The organism is Streptomyces sp. DSM 120436 (assembly GCF_055778765.1).
The window spans coordinates 373,827-392,595 of record NZ_JBSKBS010000001.1; the positions used below are offsets into that span (position 1 = coordinate 373,827).

Genomic DNA, 18,769 nt, shown 5'->3' on the forward strand with positions numbered 1-18,769 from the left:
GGCACTGGCCAGCTCCCCGCACCGGACCGTCCCCACCGGAGGACCCCCACATGCGCTCGCACCTGCTCAACGACGCCACCACGGAGCACTACCGACGCTCCGTGACCGAAGGAGTCGAGCGGGTGGCCGCCCAACTCGCCGCCACCGAGCGGCCGTTCACCGGCATCGCGGTCGACGACCTCGCCCCGCGCATCGACGCGATCGACCTCGACCAGCCGCTGTACGACACCGGTGCGGTGCTGGACGAACTGGAGGAGGTCTACCTCCGGGACGCGGTCTACTTCCACCACCCCCGCTACCTCGCCCACCTCAACTGCCCGGTCGTCATCCCGGCCGTGCTCGGCGAGGCCGTGCTGTCCGCCGTCAACTCCTCCCTGGACACCTGGGACCAGTCGGCCGGCGGCACCCTGATCGAGCGGAAACTCATCGACTGGACGGCCGCGCGCATCGGCCTCGGCCCCGCCGCGGACGGCGTGTTCACCTCCGGCGGCACCCAGTCCAACCTCCAGGCGCTGCTGCTGGCCCGGGAGGAGACCAAGTCCGAGGACGTGGCGAAGCTGCGCGTCTTCGCCTCCGAGGTCAGCCACTTCAGCGTGCAGAAGTCCGCGAAGCTGCTCGGCCTCGGCCCCGACGCCGTGGTGGTGGTCCCCGTCGACCACGACAAGCGGATGCACACCGTCGCCCTCGCCCGCGAGCTGGAACGCTGCGCCGAGGCGGGTCTGATCCCGATGGCGGTCGTCGCCACCGCCGGCACCACCGACTTCGGCTCCATCGACCCGCTGCCGGAGATCGCCGGCCTGTGCGAGCAGTACGGCGCCTGGATGCACGTGGACGCCGCCTACGGCTGCGGCCTGCTCGCCTCGCTGAAGTACCGGCACCGCATCGACGGCATCGAGCGCGCCGACTCGGTCACCGTCGACTACCACAAGTCGTTCTTCCAGCCGGTCAGTTCGTCGGCCGTGCTGGTGCGCGACGCGACCACGCTGCGGCACGCCACCTACCACGCGGAGTACCTCAACCCGCGCCGCATGGTGACCGAGCGCATCCCCAACCAGGTCGACAAGTCCCTCCAGACCACCCGCCGCTTCGACGCGCTCAAGCTGTGGATGACGCTGCGCGTGATGGGCGCCGACGGCATCGGCGCGCTCTTCGACGAGGTGTGCGACCTCGCGGCCGAGGGCTGGAAACTGCTGGCCGCCGACCCGCGCTTCGACGTGGTGGTCGAGCCCAGCCTGTCCACCCTGGTCTTCCGCTACGTGCCGGCCTCCGTCACCGACCCCGCCGACGTCGACCGGGCTAACCTGTACGCCCGCAAGGCCCTGTTCGCCTCCGGTGACGCGGTGGTCGCGGGCACCAAGGTGTCCGGGCGCCACTACCTGAAGTTCACCCTGCTCAACCCCGAGACCACGACGGCCGACATCACGGCCGTCCTCGACCTGATCGCCGGCCACGCCGAGCAGTACCTGGGAGAGTCCCTTGACCGCGCTTGCTGACACCACGGAACCGGCCTACGACTTCGTGGGCATCGGGCTGGGCCCGTTCAACCTGGGGCTGGCCTGCCTGACCGAGCCCATCGACGAACTCTCCGGCGTCTTCCTGGAGTCCAAGCCGGACTTCGAGTGGCACGCGGGGATGTTCCTCGACGGGGCGCACCTCCAGACCCCGTTCATGTCGGACCTGGTCACCCTCGCCGACCCGACCTCCCCCTACTCCTTCCTCAACTACCTGAAGGAGAAGGGCCGGCTGTACTCGTTCTACATCCGGGAGAACTTCTACCCGCTGCGCGTCGAGTACGACGACTACTGCCGCTGGGCCGCCGCGCAGCTCGGCTCCATCCGCTTCGGCACCACGGTCACCGAGGTCACCTGGGACGAGGCCGCCGAGGTGTACGTCGTGGCCACGTCCACCGGCACGACGTACCGCGGCCGGCACCTGGTGCTCGGCACCGGTACCGTGCCGTTCGTGCCCGAGGCGTGCCGCGGGCTCGACGGGGGCCTCTTCCACAACGCGCGGTACACGCAGCGCAAGGCGGAGCTGCTGGGGAAGAAGTCGGTCACGATCGTGGGCAGCGGGCAGAGCGCCGCCGAGATCTACCACGATCTCCTTTCGGAGATCGACGCCCACGGCTACCAGCTCAACTGGGTCACCCGCTCCCCGCGGTTCTTCCCGCTGGAGTACACCAAGCTGACCCTGGAGATGACGTCCCCGGACTACATCGACTACTTCCGCGCGCTGCCCGAGGAGACCCGCTACCGGCTGGAGAAGCAGCAGAAGGGCCTGTTCAAGGGGATCAACTCGGAGCTGATCGACGCGATCTTCGACCTGCTGTACCAGAAGAACGTGGAGAGCGGCGGCCGCGGCGTGCCCACCCGGCTGCTCACCAACTCCTCGCTCACCACCGCACGGTACGAGGACGGCACGTACACGCTCGGCTTCCACCAGGACGAGCAGGGAAAGGACTTCGAGATCACCACCGAGGGCCTGGTGCTGGCCACCGGCTACCACTACGAGCAGCCGGCCTTCCTGGAGCCGGTGCGCGACCGGCTGCGCTTCGACGGCCACGGCCGCTTCGACGTCGCCCGCAACTACGCGATCGACGTCACCGGACGCGGCGTGTTCCTGCAGAACGCGGGCGTGCACACGCACAGCGTCACCAGCCCCGACCTGGGCATGGGCCCGTACCGCAACGCGTCCATCATCCGCGAGCTGCTGGGCGCCGAGTACTACCCGGTCGAGAAGAGCATCGCCTTCCAGGAGTTCGCCGTATGAGCGCCATCGGCACGTTCACGGTCCGCCCGCTCGACCCGCCGAGGGACGCGGAGCTGCTGCACCGCTGGGTGACCCACCCCAAGGCGGCGTTCTGGATGATGCAGGACGCGACGCCGCAGGACGTCGAGCGCGAGTACACGCGGATCGCCGCCCACCGGCACCACCACGCCTACCTGGGCCTGCACGACGGCGAACCCGCCTTCCTGATGGAGAAGTACGATCCCCGGTACGTCGAACTCGTCGGGCTCTACGAGCCGCGGCCGGGCGACGTCGGCATGCACTTCCTGGTCGCCCCCACCGACCGGCCGGTCCACGGCTTCACCCGCGCCGTCATCACCGCCGTGATGGAGGAGCTGTTCGCCGACCCGGCCACCCGCCGGGTCGTGGTGGAGCCCGACGTCGGCAACAAGGCCGTGCACGCCCTGAACGAGGCCGTGGGCTTCGTGCCCGAGCGGGAGATCGACAAGCCGGAGAAGCGCGCGCTGCTGAGCTTCTGCACGCGCGAACAGTTCGAGGCCGCCCGAGGAGTGTCCGCATGACCCCGTCCGACGCCGTGGCGCACCTGTCCCCCCACCGCTGGGCGCGGGCCAACCGTCTGCTGATCCGCAAGGCGCTCGCCGAGTTCGCGCACGAGCGGCTCCTCACGCCGGAACCGGCCGGCGACGGCCGGTACGTCGTCCGCAGCGACGACGGCGAGACCCGCTACACGTTCACCGCGCGGCTGCGCGGCCTGGACCACTGGCAGGTCGACGCCGACTCGATCACCCGCCACCGCGGCGACGCCGAACTCGAACCGGCGGCGCTGGACTTCTTCATCGAGCTGCGGAAGTCCCTGGGGCTGAGCGACGAGATCCTGCCGGTGTACCTGGAGGAGATCTCCTCCACCCTCTCCGGCACCTGCTACAAGCTGACCAAGCCGAAGGTCACCTCGGCCGAGCTGGTCGACGCCGGCTTCCAGGCGATCGAGACCGGCATGACCGAGGGCCACCCCTGCTTCGTCGCCAACAACGGGCGGCTCGGCTTCGGCGTCCACGAGTACCTGCGGTACGCCCCGGAGACCGCGAACCCGGTGAAGCTGGTGTGGCTGGCCGCGCACCGGTCGCGGGCGGCGTTCACGGCGGGCGTGGGCATCGATTACGAGTCGTTCGTCCGGCAGGAGCTGGGCGAGGGGACCGTCGAGCGGTTCCACGACGTCCTGCGCGCACAGGACCTGGACCCCGCCGACTACCTGCTGATCCCGGTCCACCCCTGGCAGTGGTGGAACAAGCTGTCCGTGACCTTCGCCGCCGAGGTGGCCCGCCGGCACCTGGTCTGCCTGGGCGAGGGCGACGACGAGTACCTGGCCCAGCAGTCCATCCGCACCTTCTTCAACACCTCGCACCCGGAGAAGCACTACGTGAAGACGGCGCTGTCCGTCCTCAACATGGGCTTCATGCGGGGCCTGTCCGCCGCCTACATGGAGGCCACCCCGGCGATCAACGACTGGCTGGCCCGGCTGATCGACAACGACCCGGTGCTGCGCGGCACCGGTCTGTCGATCATCCGCGAGCGGGCCGCCGTGGGCTACCGGCACCTGGAGTACGAGCAGGCCACCGACCGCTACTCGCCGTACCGCAAGATGCTGGCGGCGCTGTGGCGGGAGAGCCCGGTGGCATCTCTGCAGGACGGCGAGTCGCTCGCCACCATGGCCTCCCTGGTCCACGTCGACCACGAGGGCAGGTCGTTCGCGGGCGCGCTGATCGAGCGCTCCGGGCTGGCCCCGGAGGAATGGCTGCGGCGCTACCTGCGGGCGTACTACGTCCCGCTGCTGCACAGCTTCTACGCCTACGACCTGGCGTACATGCCGCACGGCGAGAACGTCATCCTGGTCCTGGAGGACGGCGCCGTGAAGCGCGCGGTCTACAAGGACATCGCCGAGGAGATCGTGGTGATGGACCCGGACGCGGTGCTGCCGCCGGAGGTGTCCCGGATCCGCGTCGAGATCCCGGACGACACCAAGCTGCTGTCGGTCTTCACGGACGTCTTCGACTGCTTCTTCCGCTTCCTCGCGGCGAACCTCGCCGAGGAGGGCGTCCTCGACGAGGACGGCTTCTGGCGCACGGTCGCGGAGGTCACCCGCGCCTACCAGGCGTCGGTGCCGGAACTGGCGGAGAAGTTCGCCCGGTACGACATGTTCGCCCCGGAGTTCGCCCTGTCCTGCCTGAACCGCCTCCAGTTGCGCGACAACAAGCAGATGGTGGACCTGGCGGACCCCTCGGGCGCCCTCCAGCTCGTCGGCACCCTGAAGAACCCCCTGGCGGCCTTCTGACGCCATCGAGCGGACGAGCCCCCCGGAGTACGGTCCTCCGGGGGGCTTCGTCACACCGTCGGGGACGACACCCTCAGGGGCGCGGGGAACCGCGCGCCCAGACCCCACCGACGATCAGCCGCCCGGAACGGGTGGAGACCACTCCCCCGCCGTTGCGGTGAAACAATCCCCCCCATGGCGGAAATCATCCAGAAGGACGGCACATGGACGTTCGACGGGGAAACCCTGCGCCTGACGCCCGGCCGGGACAAGAACATCGGCCTGCTGCGCCGGACGCTGGGTGAACTGACCGTGCCGCTCGAGGCGTTGGCGGGCGTCTCGCTGGAGCAGGGCAAGAAGTCGGGGCGGCTCAGGCTGCGGCTGCGCGAGGGCGCCGACCCGCTGCTGCACGCGACCGGCGGGCGCCTCATCGAGCCGCACGACCCCTACCGGCTCGTCGTCGAGTCCGACCGCTACGGCGTCGCCGAGTACTTCACGGAGGAGGTCCGCACCGCGCTGCTGCTGGAGCAGATCCCGTCCGGGCCGGTGACCGGCTACCTGCTGCCCGGTCCGTCCCTGCCGCTGTCCGTCTCCGCCGGGGACGGCACGGTGAGCTTCGACGGGGAGCGGGTCCGGCTGGAGTGGAACTGGAAGACGGAGGGCGCCAAGTCCGCCGCCGGCCCCCGCACCCTGGCGGTGCAGGACCTGGAGGGGGTGGAGTGGCAGCCGGCGTCCGGCCTGGACAACGGCCACCTGCGCTTCCTCGTGCGGCACGCCCCGGCCAAGGTCCCGGCCAAGTACGACCCGAACGCGGTGGAGCTGTGGGGCTTCAAGAAGGACCCGCTGATGGCGCTGGTGGCCGCCGCCGTCCAGGCCCGCCTTCCGCACCCGTCCGCCCCCGCCGCCCCGGCCCTGGAGGGCCCGCGCGACCGCGAGGACGACCGGCCCGCACCGCCCGGCCGTGCCGAGGACGACCACGACGCGCTGCTGCGGCGGCTGCGGGAGCTGGGCGAGCTGCACCGGTCCGGGGTGCTCACGGACGAGGAGTTCACCCTCGCCAAGCAGGCCGTCCTGAAGCGCATGTAGCGACCACCTCGTCAGGCCTGCCCGAAATCGGGCAAGATTCTTGCGAAACGACCTCCGTTACCCCAGGATCATCGAGTGCACGACGAACTTGTTGATCATCTGACGCGGTCCACGCCCCTCAGCCGGGGCGAGGCGCTGCGTGTGATCCAGGACGTGCTCGCCTACTTCGACGAGACGACCGAGGAGTACGTCCGTCGCCGCCACCGCGAGCTGCAGGCCCAGGGCCTGGTGAACGCGACGATCTTCCAACGGATCGAGGCGGACCTGAGATACCGCGCGGTGGCGCCGCCCGAGCTCTCGCTCCGGCAGCTGCGCCGCATCGTCTACGGCTAGGAACACACCTGTATGTGCGGAATCGTCGGTTACATCGGCAGGCGTGAGGTCGCCCCCCTGCTGCTCGAAGGGCTCCAGCGCCTGGAGTACCGCGGCTACGACTCGGCGGGCATCGCCGTGACCTCCCCGAAGGCGGGGGCCCTGAAGACGGTCAAGGCCAAGGGCCGGGTGCGCGACCTGGAGGCCAAGGTCCCGGCGCGCTTCAAGGGCACCACCGGCATCGCCCACACCCGCTGGGCCACGCACGGCGCCCCGTCCGACGTGAACGCCCACCCCCACCTGGACGCCGAGGGCAAGGTCGCCGTCGTCCACAACGGCATCATCGACAACGCCGCCGACCTGCGCCGCAAGCTGGAGGCTGACGGCGTCGAGTTCCTCTCCGAGACCGACACCGAGGTCCTCGTCCACCTCATCGCCCGCTCGCAGGCCGAGAAGCTCGAGGACAAGGTCCGCGAGACGGTCCGCCTGATCGAGGGCACCTACGGCATCGCCGTGCTGCACGCCGACTTCCCGGACCGCATCGTCGTCGCCCGCAACGGCTCCCCGGTCGTCCTCGGCATCGGCGAGAAGGAGATGTTCGTCGCCTCGGACATCGCCGCGCTGGTCGCCCACACCCGCCAGATAGTCACCCTCGACGACGGCGAGATGGCCACCCTCAAGGCCGACGACTTCCGCACCTACACCACGGAGGGCACGCGCACCACCGCCGAACCCACCACCGTGGAGTGGGAGGCCGCCTCCTACGACATGGGCGGCCACGACACCTACATGCACAAGGAGATCCACGAGCAGGCCGAGGCCGTGGACCGCGTGCTGCGCGGCCGGATCGACGACCGCTTCTCCACCGTGCACCTGGGCGGCCTCAACCTGGACGCCCGCGAGGCCCGCCGCATCCGCCGCGTGAAGATCCTCGGCTGCGGCACCTCGTACCACGCCGGCATGATCGGCGCGCAGATGATCGAGGAGCTGGCGCGCATCCCCGCCGACGCCGAGCCGGCCTCCGAGTTCCGCTACCGCAACGCGGTCGTCGACCCCGACACCCTGTACATCGCGGTCTCCCAGTCCGGTGAGACGTACGACGTGCTGGCCGCCGTGCAGGAGCTGAAGCGCAAGGGCGCCCGGGTCCTCGGCGTGGTCAACGTGGTGGGCTCCGCGATCGCCCGCGAGGCGGACGGCGGCGTCTACGTGCACGCCGGCCCGGAGGTCTGCGTCGTCTCCACCAAGTGCTTCACCAACACCACGGTCGCCTTCGCGCTGCTCGCCCTGCACCTGGGCCGCACCCGCGACCTCTCCGTCCGCGACGGCAAGCGGATCATCGAGGGCCTGCGCCGCCTCCCCGCCCAGATCGCCGAGATCATGGAGCAGGAGGAGGAGATCAAGAAGCTGGCGCTGGAGTACGCCGACGCCCGCTCGATGCTCTTCATCGGCCGCGTCCGGGGCTACCCGGTGGCCCGCGAGGCGTCCCTGAAGCTCAAGGAGGTCTCCTACATCCACGCCGAGGCGTACCCGGCCTCCGAGCTGAAGCACGGCCCGCTGGCCCTGATCGAGCCGGCCATGCCGACCGTGGCGATCGTCCCGGACGACGACCTGCTGGAGAAGAACCGCGCGGCCCTGGAGGAGATCAAGGCCCGCAGCGGCCGGATCGTCGCCGTCGCCCACCAGGCGCAGGAGAAGGCGGACCACACGATCGTGGTCCCCAAGAACGAGGACGAGCTGGACCCGATCCTCATGGGCATCCCCCTCCAGCTCCTCGCCTACCACACGGCCCTGGCCCTCGGCCGGGACATCGACAAGCCCCGCAACCTGGCGAAGTCCGTCACGGTCGAGTAACCGGGAAGCGCCCCCGAGGGGCGCGGGGCTGTGCTCCTCTGCGGCTCCGTCGCGCGGGTGCGGTCGACCCCCACGCACCCGCAGGGGCCGGCGAACGAGAACGGGCCCCACGTGTTGCCACAACACGTGGGGCCCGTCCCTCACCTCACGTCATGGAATGACGACGACGGGCCGCTGCGCCCGCTTGGCCAGCCTCCCCGCGACCGACCCGAAGATCCGCCCCACGAGCCCGTGGGTGGAGCCCACGACGATCGCGTCGGCCGCGTACTCCCGTCCCACCTCTTCGAGTTCGTGGCAGATGTCCCCGCCCCGCTCGACGAGGATCCACGGCACCTCGGCCAGATAGTCGGCGCAGGCCAGCTCCAGCCCCAGCACCTCCGTGCGGTGGTCCGGGACGTCCACGAAGACCGGCGGCTCGCAGCCCGCCCACACCGTGGTGGGCAGCCGGTTGGCGACGTGGACGATGATCAGCCCGGAGCCGGAGCGCCGCGCCATGCCGATGGCGTACGCGAGGGCCCGCTCACTGGACGTGGAACCGTCGAAGCCGACCACCACCCCGTGCCGGAAGGCGGGATCGCACGCATGGCGCGAGTCCTCCGCCGCCAGGGGGTCGGCCGCCGTCGGATCGGCGACCGGCCGCTTGCGGTCCGCGGGTTCGAAGAATTCGTGACCGGCCATGGCTGTCTCGGGGTTGTGATCCTTTGATGGGACGACAGTGTGCGGCGGAGCTGTGTCCGGGAAGTGTCTTCCCCACCCCATACCCTCAAGGGTACGGCGGCACGCCTCCATGGCCCAGATCCCGCGAACCGGGAGGCGGGCTCCCCGGAGCATGCACGAGGGTCCGCCCGCGACGCAACGGTTGCTGGCCTGTACAGGCGGTTTGCTCGGTATGCGCTTGACACCTGAACCGCCTGCGGCCGGCCCGTCAAGGGCCGTCCGGCCCCCTCCACCGCGGTCCCCGCCCGCCCGGTGACCGACGGACCACCCGCCCGTCGGGACGGTTGGAGCACTCCACGACAGGGAGCACCCGATGTCCCGCCCCGCCCACGCCCCCGGCCGGCCCCCGGAGGGCGGCCTCCTCCGCCGGGCCGCGTCCGGCTGCCCGCCCGCCCCCGCGGTGCTCCCGCGGCGCGGCGCGCCCCTCGCGGCGGCCGTCGGCGTGGCGTGCGGCCCGGCGGTCGTCACGTCCGTCTCCCGCCTCTGATCCGCCGCTCCCCGCACCACCGTTCCCCACGCCGCGGCGCGCCTCCCCGCGCGCGGGCGCACGCCCCGCGGGACGCCGGACAGACACCGGCCGGTTGACCGGTTTCCGCACCCCAACCCGTCTCTTTTCAGCCAACTTGCGGTGCGGGCGCATCCGGTGCCGCGACCACCCCCCAACCCCCGTTCCACCTGCACGGAAAGGGTCTCACGAGCCCTGCGCACCCTACGCGCTTTGGCCACCGCGACGAGGCGCACTTCCCTGCACGGCGCGTGAGTGCAACGCTTCGTGATCGAATGCTTCACGCCAAGTTGCCAAGTCGACAATGCACCGAGTGCCGAACTGGCCACCGGTGCGCGACGGGACACAGTAGATTCGATCTTGACTGTCTTACGGCGGGGGACTCGTGCAGGACCGAGGGGAAACGTGCAGGAGCGACACAACCGAGGAGCCGCGACCACCGAGGGGGGCTTAGCAGGATGAGCCACGACTCCACTGCCGCGCCGGAAAGCGCGGTCCGGAAACTCTCCGGGCGCCGCCGCAAGGAGATCGTCGCGGTGCTGCTGTTCAGCGGCGGCCCCATCTTCGAGAGTTCCATACCGCTGTCGGTGTTCGGGGTTGACCGCCAGGACGCCGGCGTGCCGCGCTACCGCCTGCTGGTGTGCGGCGGCGAAGAGGGCCCGCTGCGGACCACGGGGGGCCTGGAACTCACCGCGCCACACGGCCTGGAGGCGATATCCCGGGCGGGCACCGTCGTGGTGCCGGCCTGGCGGTCGATCACCTCCCCGCCGCCCGACGAGGCCCTGGACGCGCTGCGCCGGGCCCACGAGGAGGGCGCCCGCATCGTCGGGCTGTGCACCGGCGCCTTCGTCCTCGCGGCGGCGGGCCTGCTGGACGGCCGTCCCGCGACCACCCACTGGATGTACGCGCCGACGCTGGCCAAGCGCTATCCGTCGGTGCACGTCGATCCACGCGAGCTGTTCGTGGACGACGGCGACGTGCTGACGTCCGCGGGCACCGCGGCCGGCATCGACCTGTGCCTGCACATCGTGCGCACGGACCACGGCAACGAGGCGGCCGGCGCGCTCGCCCGGCGCCTGGTGGTCCCGCCGCGCCGCAGCGGCGGCCAGGAGCGCTACCTCGACCGGTCTTTACCGGAGGAGATCGGCGCCGACCCGCTCGCCGAGGTCGTCGCCTGGGCGCTGGAGCACCTCCACGAGCAGTTCGACGTGGAGACCCTCGCGGCCCGCGCGTACATGAGCCGCCGCACCTTCGACCGCCGGTTCCGCTCGCTGACCGGCAGCGCCCCGCTGCAGTGGCTGATCACGCAGCGGGTGCTCCAGGCGCAGCGCCTGCTGGAGACGTCGGACTACTCGGTCGACGAGGTCGCCGGACGCTGCGGCTTCCGCTCGCCGGTGGCGCTGCGCGGCCACTTCCGGCGTCAGCTCGGCTCGTCCCCGGCCGCCTACCGGGCCGCGTACCGGGCCCGGCGCCCGCAGGCCGAGCGCGGCCAGGACACCGAGACCGCGCAGGGCGCACAGGGAGGCGGCGTCCCGTCCGGCAGGCCGGAGCCCTCGGGGCACCCGGTGCCGCAGACGCTGTACCCGGACGGCGCGGTCCCGCACCAGTCGCGCCGGACGGCGGCGGCCGGCGCGCTGGGGCCGTCCCTGAGCGCCTCGGCGCCGGGCGTCCCGGGACAGCGCGGCGCGCACTGAGACGGCCGTGGTGGGGGCCGGAGGCCGGGTGCCTCCGGCCCCCACCGCTGTGCGGGACGCTCCGGGGCATCACCGCTTCACCACCCGGTCCCGCCCGGCGTCACGCACCGTAAGGTGAGACGCATGAACGATCGCATGGTGTGGATCGACTGCGAGATGACCGGCCTCTCGCTGTCGGACGACGCGCTCATCGAGGTGGCCGCCCTCGTCACCGACTCCGAGCTGAACGTGCTCGGCGAGGGCGTCGACATCGTCATCCGCCCGCCGGAGCGGGCCCTGGAGACGATGCCGGAGGTGGTGCGCGCGATGCACACCGCGTCGGGGCTGCTCGACGAGCTGCCGAACGGCACGACGCTCGAGGACGCCGAGCAGCGGGTCCTCGCCTACATCAGGGAACACGTCAAGGAGCCCGGCAGGGCGCCCCTGTGCGGGAACTCCGTCGGCACCGACCGCGGCTTCCTGCTGCGCGACATGCCCGCCCTGGAGAACCACCTGCACTACCGGATCGTCGACGTGTCCAGCATCAAGGAGCTGGCCCGCCGCTGGTACCCGCGGGCGTACTACAACAGCCCCGAGAAAAACGGCAACCACCGGGCGCTCGCCGACATCCGCGAGTCCATCGCGGAGCTGCGCTACTACCGCGAGGCCGTCTTCGTGCCGCAGCCGGGACCCGACTCCGACACCGCGAAGAAGATCGCGGCGAAGCACGTCCTGCCTGCTCAGTAGGGATGCCGAGGGGGATCGGGGAGCCGCGCGGAAAGGCGTGCGCGAGCACCCCTTCGGACCCTGTACACTTTTTCTCGGCCGGTCGGGGAAGTCACCGACTCACCAGGACCAGGCCGTGGTGGGTGTAGCTCAGCTGGTAGAGCACCTGGTTGTGGTCCAGGATGTCGCGGGTTCAAGTCCCGTCACTCACCCTCACCGCGGAAGCCGGTGACCTCGTCGAGGTCACCGGCTTCCGGCATGACCGGGCGGCACGGACCGCGGGGACGCGGGCGGCGGGCGCCCGCGTCCCCGACGCGCTCACGAGGACGCGCGTTCCACCAGCTCCGTGGCCAGCACCACCTGACGCCGCTCCAGCTCCCGCGTCGCCGACGGGCGCCGGTCGGCGACCTCGGCGAGCAGCAGGTCGGTCATCGTCCGGCCCATCTCCTCGATCGGCTGGCGCACGCTGGTCAGCGGCGGCTCCATGTGGCGGGCGATGGCGGAGTCGTCGTAACCGACCAGCGCCACGTCGTCCGGGATGCGGCGGCCCGCCTCGCGCAGCACCTGGCGGGCGCCGGCCGCCGTGACGTCGGAGGCGGCGAAGACCGCGTCCAGGTCGGGGCGGCGCTCCAGCAGGGCCTGCATCGCGCGGCGGCCGCCGTCCTCGGAGAAGTCGCCCGGCTCGATCAGCGGCTCGTCCACCGGGTGGCCCGCCTCGCGCAGCGCGTCCCGGTAGCCGGCGACGCGGCGCTGGGCGCCGTAGACGTCCAGGCGGCCGGTGATGTGCGCGATCGTGCGGCGGCCCCGGCCGATGAGGTGCTCGACGGCCTGCCGGGCGCCGCCGTAGTTGTCGGAGTCCACCGAGGTGAGCGTCTCCTCCGCCGAGCGGGGGCCGCTGATCACGGCGGGGATCTCGAGCTGGGACAGCATGTCGGGCAGCGGGTCGTCGGCGTGCACCGAGACCAGGAGCACGCCGTCCACGCGGTGCGCGGCCAGGTACTGCGCGAGCCGCTGCCGCTCCCGGTCGCTGCCCGCGAAGATCAGCAGGAGCTGCATCTCGGTGTCGGCGAGCGCGGCGCCGACACCGCGGAGCATGTCGGAGAAGTAGGGCTCGGTGAAGAACCGGGTCTCGGGCTCGGGCACCACGAGCGCTATCGCGTCGGTGCGGTTGGCCGCCAGGGCGCGGGCCGCCGTGTTGGGGACGTAGCCCAGCTCGGCGACGGCCGCCTCGACGGCGGCGCGTGTGGCCTCGCTCACCCGGGGGGATCCGTTGATCACGCGCGACACGGTGCCGCGGCCGACTCCGGCGCGCGCCGCCACCTCTTCGAGGGTGGGGCGGCCACCGCTGCGACTCCGCACTCCGTGGCTTGCCATCCGCCCCCGCCTTCCTTCTGTGTCATCCTGGCCTGGAATGTAACAGCCCCGGCAGTGACGGTGACCACCCGCGAGGGCGTCCGTGCGGATCCCGGCGTTCCGCGGGGGCGGCCCCCCGGGTCAAGTTAACGGGCAGATAACTGAACGCACTTTGCCGCGTCTGCTCCCTTGACACCCCCGCCCGGACCCGCGACTCTTCAACACATCACTTGTGGGAGCGCTCCCACAGTACCTGGTACATACACAACCCGCACGTTCCCCGCCCGAGCCGCAACGCGCAGAATACGGGTCAACAACGCCGTTGGCCGGGGGGTCGGCACGTCAGGGCAACAGGAGGACGCAATGCGAGCACGTACCCTGCCCCTCACCAGGCAGCGGTCGGGCGGGGGCAAGCCCTTCGCCCGCAAGGCCCTGGCCGTCGCGGCCGTCGTGTCGCTGGGCACCGGGCTGCTGGCCGGCTGCGCCGACGACGGCGGAGACGACAGCTCCGGTGGTTCCTCGTCCGGCGAGGGCAAGACCACCATCACCCTGGGTCTGTTCGGCACCATGGGCTTCAAGGAGGCGGGCCTCTACGCCGAGTACGAGAAGCTCAACCCGGACATCAAGATCCAGGAGAACGTGGTCGAGCGGAACGAGAACTACTACCCCGCCCTCGTCAACCACCTGACCACCAACAGCGGGCTGATGGACGTGCAGGCGATCGAGGTCGCCAACATCGCCGAGGTCGTGAACACCCAGGCGGACAAGTTCACGGACATGTCCAAGGTCGAAGGGGTGAAGAAGGACGGCTGGCTGCCCTGGAAGTGGGAGCAGGCCACCACCAAGGACGGCCAGACCATCGGTCTCGGCACGGACGTCGGCCCGATGGCCATCTGCTACCGCAAGGACCTCTTCGAGAAGGCCGGTCTGCCGAGCGAGCGCGAGCAGGTCGGCAAGCTGTGGGCCGGCGACTGGGACAAGTTCATCGCCACCGGTGAGAAGTACAAGGAGGCGGCCGGCAAGGACTCCTTCTTCATGGACTCCCCCGGCGGTCTGCTGAACGCCGTCCTCAGCAGTGAGGAGGAGAAGTTCTACGACGCCTCCGGCGAGGTCATCTACAAGACCAACCCGGCCGTGCGGGCCGCCTTCGACCTGACCGCCGAGGCCGCCGAGAAGGGCCTGGTCCAGTCGCAGACGCAGTTCCAGCCGGCCTGGGACACCACCATCGCCAACAGCAAGTTCGCCACCGTCGCCTGCCCGCCGTGGATGCTCGGCTACATCAAGGGCAAGTCGAAGCCGGAGGCCGCCGGCAAGTGGGACGTGGCCGTGGCTCCGAAGTCCGGCAACTGGGGCGGCTCCTTCCTGGGCGTGCCGAAGAGCGGCAAGAACGTCGAGGAGGCGCAGAAGCTGGTCGCCTGGCTGACCGCGCCCGAGCAGCAGGCCAAGCTGTTCAAGGTCCAGGGCAGCTTCCCGAGCGCCCCGGCCGCGTACACCAGCCCCGAGGTGACCGGCGCCAAGAACGAGATGACCGGTGACGCGCCGATCGGCCAGATCTTCTCCGAGGCCGCCAAGCAGATCCCGGTCCAGGTGATCGGCCCGAAGGACCAGATCATCCAGCAGGGTCTGACCGACAACGGCGTCATCCTCGTGACGAAGGGCAAGTCGGCCAAGGAGGCCTGGGAGACGGCCACCAAGACCATCGACAACAACCTGGACAAGTGACCCGGATGGCCACCCGTTCCGACATCGCCGCGTCCCCCGTCAAGGGGGGCGCGGCCCCGGGCCGTACGCCCGGCGACCGCTCCGCGGGCAAGGACGACAAGCGCCGGGCCAAGCTGTCCCGCCGCTGGCAGCGCGACGCGCGCTGGAGCCCGTACGCATTCGTCTCGCCCTTCTTCCTGCTGTTCGCCGCCTTCGGGCTGTTCCCGCTGATCTACACCGGCTGGGCCTCGCTGCACCAGGTCGAGCTGACCGCGCCGACCGACATGAACTGGGTCGGCCTGAAGAACTACACCCGGATCTTCGACGACGACTTCTTCTGGAACGCGGCGCAGAACACCCTGACCATCGGCATCATCTCCACCGTTCCGCAGCTGATGATCGCCATGGGCATCGCCCACATCCTCAACTACAAACTGCGCGCCTCCACGTTCTGGCGGGTCGCGATGCTCGCGCCGTACGCCACCTCCATCGCCGCCGCGACCCTGGTGTTCGTGCTGCTCTTCGGCCGTGACTACGGCATGATCAACTGGGCGCTCGGCGCGGTGGGGATCGACCCGATCGGCTGGCAGGACGACAAGTGGCCCGGCCAGATAGCCGTCTCCACGATCATCATCTGGCGCTGGACCGGCTACAACGCGCTGATCTACCTGGCCGCGATGCAGGCGATCCCGCAGGACCTGTACGAGTCGGCGGCGCTGGACGGCGCCAGCCGCTGGCGGCAGTTCCTGCACGTGACGCTGCCCTCGCTGCGCCCGACGATCCTGTTCACCGTGGTGGTCTCGACGATCGGCGCCAGCCAGGTCTTCGGCGAACCGCTGCTGTTCGACCCCAACAAGGGCGCGTCGGGCGGCGCGGAGCACCAGTTCCAGACGCTCGGCCTGTACCTGTACGAGCAGGGCTGGGTCAACCAGCACCTGGGCCGTGCCTCGGCGATCGCCTGGACGATGTTCGCGATCCTGATCGTCATCGGCCTCATCAACCAGCTCATCTCGCGCCGGCTGCGCGCCAGCAGTTAAGGAGTGTGGCCGTGACGACGACTGTGACGCCCCCCGAGACACCGGTCACCAAGGAACAGAAGCGCTCGCGCCTGCCGAAGTCGGCGCGGGCCGGCGGCACCCTGCACGGCGGACCGCTCGCGTACGCGATCCTCGCCGTGTTCATGATCGTGTCGCTGTTCCCGCTGGTGTGGACCGCGATCGCCGCGTCCCGCGACAACCAGCGCCTGGCGGAGAACCCGCCGCCGTTCTGGTTCGGCTCGAACCTGTTCAAGAACCTGGAGATCGCCTGGAAGGACGCCAACCTCGGCGAGGCGTTCCTCAACACCACCATCGTGGCGGGCACCTCCGCGGTCACCATCGTGGTGCTGTCGACGATCGCCGGGTTCGCCTTCGCCAAGCTGCGCTTCAAGGGCCGCAACGCCCTGATGCTGGTGGTCATCGGCACGATGATGATCCCGCCGCAGCTCAGCATCATCCCGCTGTACATGATGGTCGCCAAGCTCGACTGGACCGACCAGCTCCAGGCGGTCATCTTCCCGTCGCTGGTGAGCGCCTTCGGCGTGTTCTTCATGCGGCAGTACCTGCTGCAGGCGCTGCCCGACGAGGTCATCGAGGCCGCGCGGGTGGACGGCGCGAGCAGCTGGCGCGTGGTGTGGCACGTGGTCTTCCCGGCCGCGCGGCCGGCCATGGCCGTGCTCGGCATGCTGATGTTCGTGCAGGCGTGGAACGACTTCCTGTGGCCGTTCCTGGTCCTGACGCAGACCGGCAACCCGACCGTGCAGGTCGCGGTCGCGGGTCTCGGCCGCGGGTACACCCCCGACCAGTCCCTGATCATGGCGGGTGCGCTGCTCGGCACGCTGCCCCTGCTGCTGGTCTTCGCGATCTTCGGCAAGCAGATCGTGGGCGGCATCATGCAGGGCGCGGTCAAGGGCTGACGCCCGTGCCCGATCCCGGCGGGGCCGGGTCGCCGCCGCCTCGGCCCCCTTCCTCTCTCTCACGTATCCGTCGGTCTTCCACGACCCCTATGCGACCTCTATGGGAGCGCTTCCATGTCTGACTCCGCCACGCCGGCGACCCCGGTGACCTTTCCTCCGGCCTTCCTCTGGGGCGCCGCGACCTCCGCGTACCAGATCGAGGGGGCGGTGCGGGAGGACGGACGTACCCCTTCCATCTGGGACACCTTCAGCCACACGCCGGGCAAGACGGCGGGCGGCGACACCGGTGACATCGCCGTCGACCACTACCACCGCTACCGCGACGACGTGGCGCTGATGGCCGACCTCAACCTCCAGACCTACCGCTTCTCCGTGTCCTGGTCCCGCGTGCAGCCCACCGGCCGCGGCCCGGCCGTGCAGCGCGGTCTGGACTTCTACCGGCGGCTGGTCGACGAGCTGCTGGACAAGGGCATCAAGCCGGCCGTCACCCTCTACCACTGGGACCTGCCGCAGGAGCTGGAGGACGCGGGCGGCTGGCCGGAGCGCGACACCGCCCACCGCTTCGCCGAGTACGCGAAGATCGTGGGCGAGGCGCTGGGCGACCGCGTCGAGACGTGGATGACGCTCAACGAGCCCTGGTGCAGCGCCTTCCTGGGCTACGCCTCCGGGGTGCACGCCCCCGGCCGCACCGACCCGGCCGCCGCGCTGAAGGCCGCCCACCACCTGAACCTGGCGCACGGCCTGGGCACCAAGGCGCTGCGCTCGGTGATGCCGGCCCGCAACCAGATCTCCCTCAGCCTCAACACCTCCGTGGTGCGCCCGCTGAACCCGGGCGACCCGGCGGACGTGGCGGCGGCCCGCAAGATCGACGACCTGTCGGGCGGCATCTTCCACGGCCCGATCCTGCACGGCGCCTACCCGGAGACGCTGCTGGAGGCGACCTCCTCGGTGACCGACTGGTCGTGCATCCAGGACGGCGACCTGGACACGATCCACCAGCCGATCGACGCGCTCGGCCTCAACTACTACACGCCGACCCTGGTGTCGGCCGCCGACCCGGACGACAAGGGCCCGCGCGCCGACGGCCACGGGGCCAGCGAGCACTCGCCGTGGCCCGCCGCCGACGACGTGGCGTTCCACCAGTCGCCGGGCGAACTGACCGAGATGGGCTGGTCGGTCGACCCGACCGGGCTGCACGAGCTGATCATGCGCTACCACCGCGAGGCTCCCGGCCTTCCCCTCTACATCACGGAGAACGGCGCCGCCTACGACGACAAGCCGGACGCCGACGGCAAGGTCCACGACCCGGAGCGCGTCGCCTACCTGCACGGCCACCTCTCCGCGGTGCGCCGGGCCATCGACGACGGCGCCGACGTGCGCGGCTACTTCCTGTGGTCGCTGCTGGACAACTTCGAGTGGGCGTACGGCTACGAGAAGCGCTTCGGCGCGGTGTACGTCGACTACGTCAGCCAGAAGCGGACGCCGAAGTCGAGCGCGCTGTGGTACGCGCGGGCGGCCAAGGCGGGTGTGCTTCCGGACCTCGAGGGCATCTGACGACCCTCGGCGTCCGGGAGGAACGGGGCGCGGGGTTCGGGGGGCGGGGGCGCGGCGTTCCCCGGGGAGTGCCGCGCCCCGTTCGTGTGCGTCCGGGCCTGCCACCGGACGCACGGGCGCCCCGGCCGGGTGGGGGGTCCGGCCGGGGCGCCCGTTCCCCGTCGTTCTCCGCGGGTCGTTGTTCTCCGCGGGTCCGGGTGCGGGCCGCTCCCCCGCCCGCCGCCTGCGCGGTGCTCGTGAACAGGAACGCCCCTCCGGCGGCGACGGCCGCGGCCGCCCTC

Annotated in this window: 16 protein-coding genes and 1 tRNA gene; 15 read left to right on the forward strand and 2 right to left on the reverse strand. The window is 70.8% G+C overall.

The annotated features are described in order from the left end of the window. The first annotated feature begins 50 nt into the window (after positions 1-50). The 7 genes from desA to glmS all read left to right on the forward strand — a co-directional run bounded on the left by desA (position 51) and on the right by glmS (position 8,305). Positions 51-1,493, forward strand: coding sequence for a lysine decarboxylase DesA (desA, locus tag ACWH4W_RS01655; RefSeq protein WP_473074077.1), 1,443 nt, complete (start codon positions 51-53; stop codon positions 1,491-1,493). Then, complete coding sequence (locus tag ACWH4W_RS01660) at positions 1,477-2,769, forward strand: lysine N(6)-hydroxylase/L-ornithine N(5)-oxygenase family protein (RefSeq protein ID WP_473074078.1); 1,293 nt, start codon at positions 1,477-1,479, stop codon at positions 2,767-2,769. Before desA ends, ACWH4W_RS01660 begins: the two co-directional genes overlap by 17 nt. Continuing rightward, positions 2,766-3,308: a GNAT family N-acetyltransferase gene (locus ACWH4W_RS01665; protein WP_473074079.1), complete on the forward strand. Its 543-nt coding sequence runs from the start codon at positions 2,766-2,768 to the stop codon at positions 3,306-3,308. Before ACWH4W_RS01660 ends, ACWH4W_RS01665 begins: the two co-directional genes overlap by 4 nt. Then, positions 3,305-5,077: an IucA/IucC family protein gene (locus ACWH4W_RS01670; protein ID WP_473074080.1), complete on the forward strand. Its 1,773-nt coding sequence runs from the start codon at positions 3,305-3,307 to the stop codon at positions 5,075-5,077. The genes ACWH4W_RS01665 and ACWH4W_RS01670 overlap by 4 nt, the downstream gene beginning before the upstream one ends. Positions 5,078-5,251: 174 nt before the next feature. After that, positions 5,252-6,142, forward strand: coding sequence for a DUF4429 domain-containing protein (locus ACWH4W_RS01675; RefSeq protein WP_473074081.1), 891 nt, complete (start codon positions 5,252-5,254; stop codon positions 6,140-6,142). 75 nt (positions 6,143-6,217) lie between these two features. Continuing rightward, complete coding sequence (locus ACWH4W_RS01680; RefSeq protein WP_006131553.1) at positions 6,218-6,475, forward strand: hypothetical protein; 258 nt, start codon at positions 6,218-6,220, stop codon at positions 6,473-6,475. A gap of 12 nt (positions 6,476-6,487) precedes the next feature. Further along, positions 6,488-8,305, forward strand: coding sequence for a glutamine--fructose-6-phosphate transaminase (isomerizing) (glmS, locus tag ACWH4W_RS01685; protein ID WP_473074082.1), 1,818 nt, complete (start codon positions 6,488-6,490; stop codon positions 8,303-8,305). Positions 8,306-8,455: 150 nt separating this feature from the next. Here glmS and ACWH4W_RS01690 read toward each other — a convergent pair whose 3' ends face one another. After that, on the reverse strand, positions 8,456-8,983 hold the full coding sequence (locus tag ACWH4W_RS01690; RefSeq protein ID WP_473074083.1) for a universal stress protein: 528 nt from the start codon (positions 8,981-8,983) through the stop codon (positions 8,456-8,458). Positions 8,984-9,335: 352 nt separating this feature from the next. Here ACWH4W_RS01690 and ACWH4W_RS01695 point away from each other — a divergent pair, with 352 nt between their 5' ends. The 4 genes from ACWH4W_RS01695 (at position 9,336) to ACWH4W_RS01710 (ending at position 12,138) form a co-directional block, all read left to right on the forward strand. Next, a complete protein-coding gene (locus ACWH4W_RS01695) occupies positions 9,336-9,509 on the forward strand; it encodes a hypothetical protein (protein ID WP_473074084.1) in 174 nt (57 codons plus the stop codon). Between the two features lie 476 nt (positions 9,510-9,985). Further along, a complete protein-coding gene (locus tag ACWH4W_RS01700; protein ID WP_473074085.1) occupies positions 9,986-11,221 on the forward strand; it encodes a GlxA family transcriptional regulator in 1,236 nt (411 codons plus the stop codon). A 123-nt stretch (positions 11,222-11,344) separates the two neighbouring features. Then, on the forward strand, positions 11,345-11,947 hold the full coding sequence (gene orn / locus ACWH4W_RS01705) for an oligoribonuclease (RefSeq protein ID WP_473074086.1): 603 nt from the start codon (positions 11,345-11,347) through the stop codon (positions 11,945-11,947). Between the two features lie 118 nt (positions 11,948-12,065). After that, positions 12,066-12,138: transfer RNA gene (locus tag ACWH4W_RS01710), tRNA-His, on the forward strand. Between the two features lie 106 nt (positions 12,139-12,244). Here the strand turns inward: ACWH4W_RS01710 and ACWH4W_RS01715 are convergent. After that, positions 12,245-13,300 (reverse strand): LacI family DNA-binding transcriptional regulator, encoded by a 1,056-nt coding sequence (locus tag ACWH4W_RS01715; RefSeq protein WP_473074087.1) that lies wholly within the window; start codon positions 13,298-13,300, stop codon positions 12,245-12,247. 342 nt (positions 13,301-13,642) lie between these two features. On the opposite strand from ACWH4W_RS01715, the gene ACWH4W_RS01720 reads away from it, so the two are divergent. The 4 genes from ACWH4W_RS01720 to ACWH4W_RS01735 all read left to right on the forward strand — a co-directional run bounded on the left by ACWH4W_RS01720 (position 13,643) and on the right by ACWH4W_RS01735 (position 18,488). Further along, the gene (locus tag ACWH4W_RS01720; protein WP_473074088.1) at positions 13,643-15,001 is read left to right on the forward strand and encodes an ABC transporter substrate-binding protein; all 1,359 of its coding nucleotides are present in this window, start codon (positions 13,643-13,645) and stop codon (positions 14,999-15,001) included. A gap of 5 nt (positions 15,002-15,006) precedes the next feature. Beyond that, the gene (locus ACWH4W_RS01725) at positions 15,007-16,017 is read left to right on the forward strand and encodes a carbohydrate ABC transporter permease (protein WP_473074089.1); all 1,011 of its coding nucleotides are present in this window, start codon (positions 15,007-15,009) and stop codon (positions 16,015-16,017) included. Positions 16,018-16,028: 11 nt separating this feature from the next. Further along, a complete protein-coding gene (locus ACWH4W_RS01730; RefSeq protein ID WP_473074090.1) occupies positions 16,029-16,934 on the forward strand; it encodes a carbohydrate ABC transporter permease in 906 nt (301 codons plus the stop codon). A gap of 114 nt (positions 16,935-17,048) precedes the next feature. Next, positions 17,049-18,488, forward strand: a complete 1,440-nt coding sequence (locus tag ACWH4W_RS01735) for a GH1 family beta-glucosidase (RefSeq protein WP_473074091.1) — start codon at positions 17,049-17,051, stop codon at positions 18,486-18,488. The last annotated feature ends 281 nt before the right edge of the window (positions 18,489-18,769 follow it).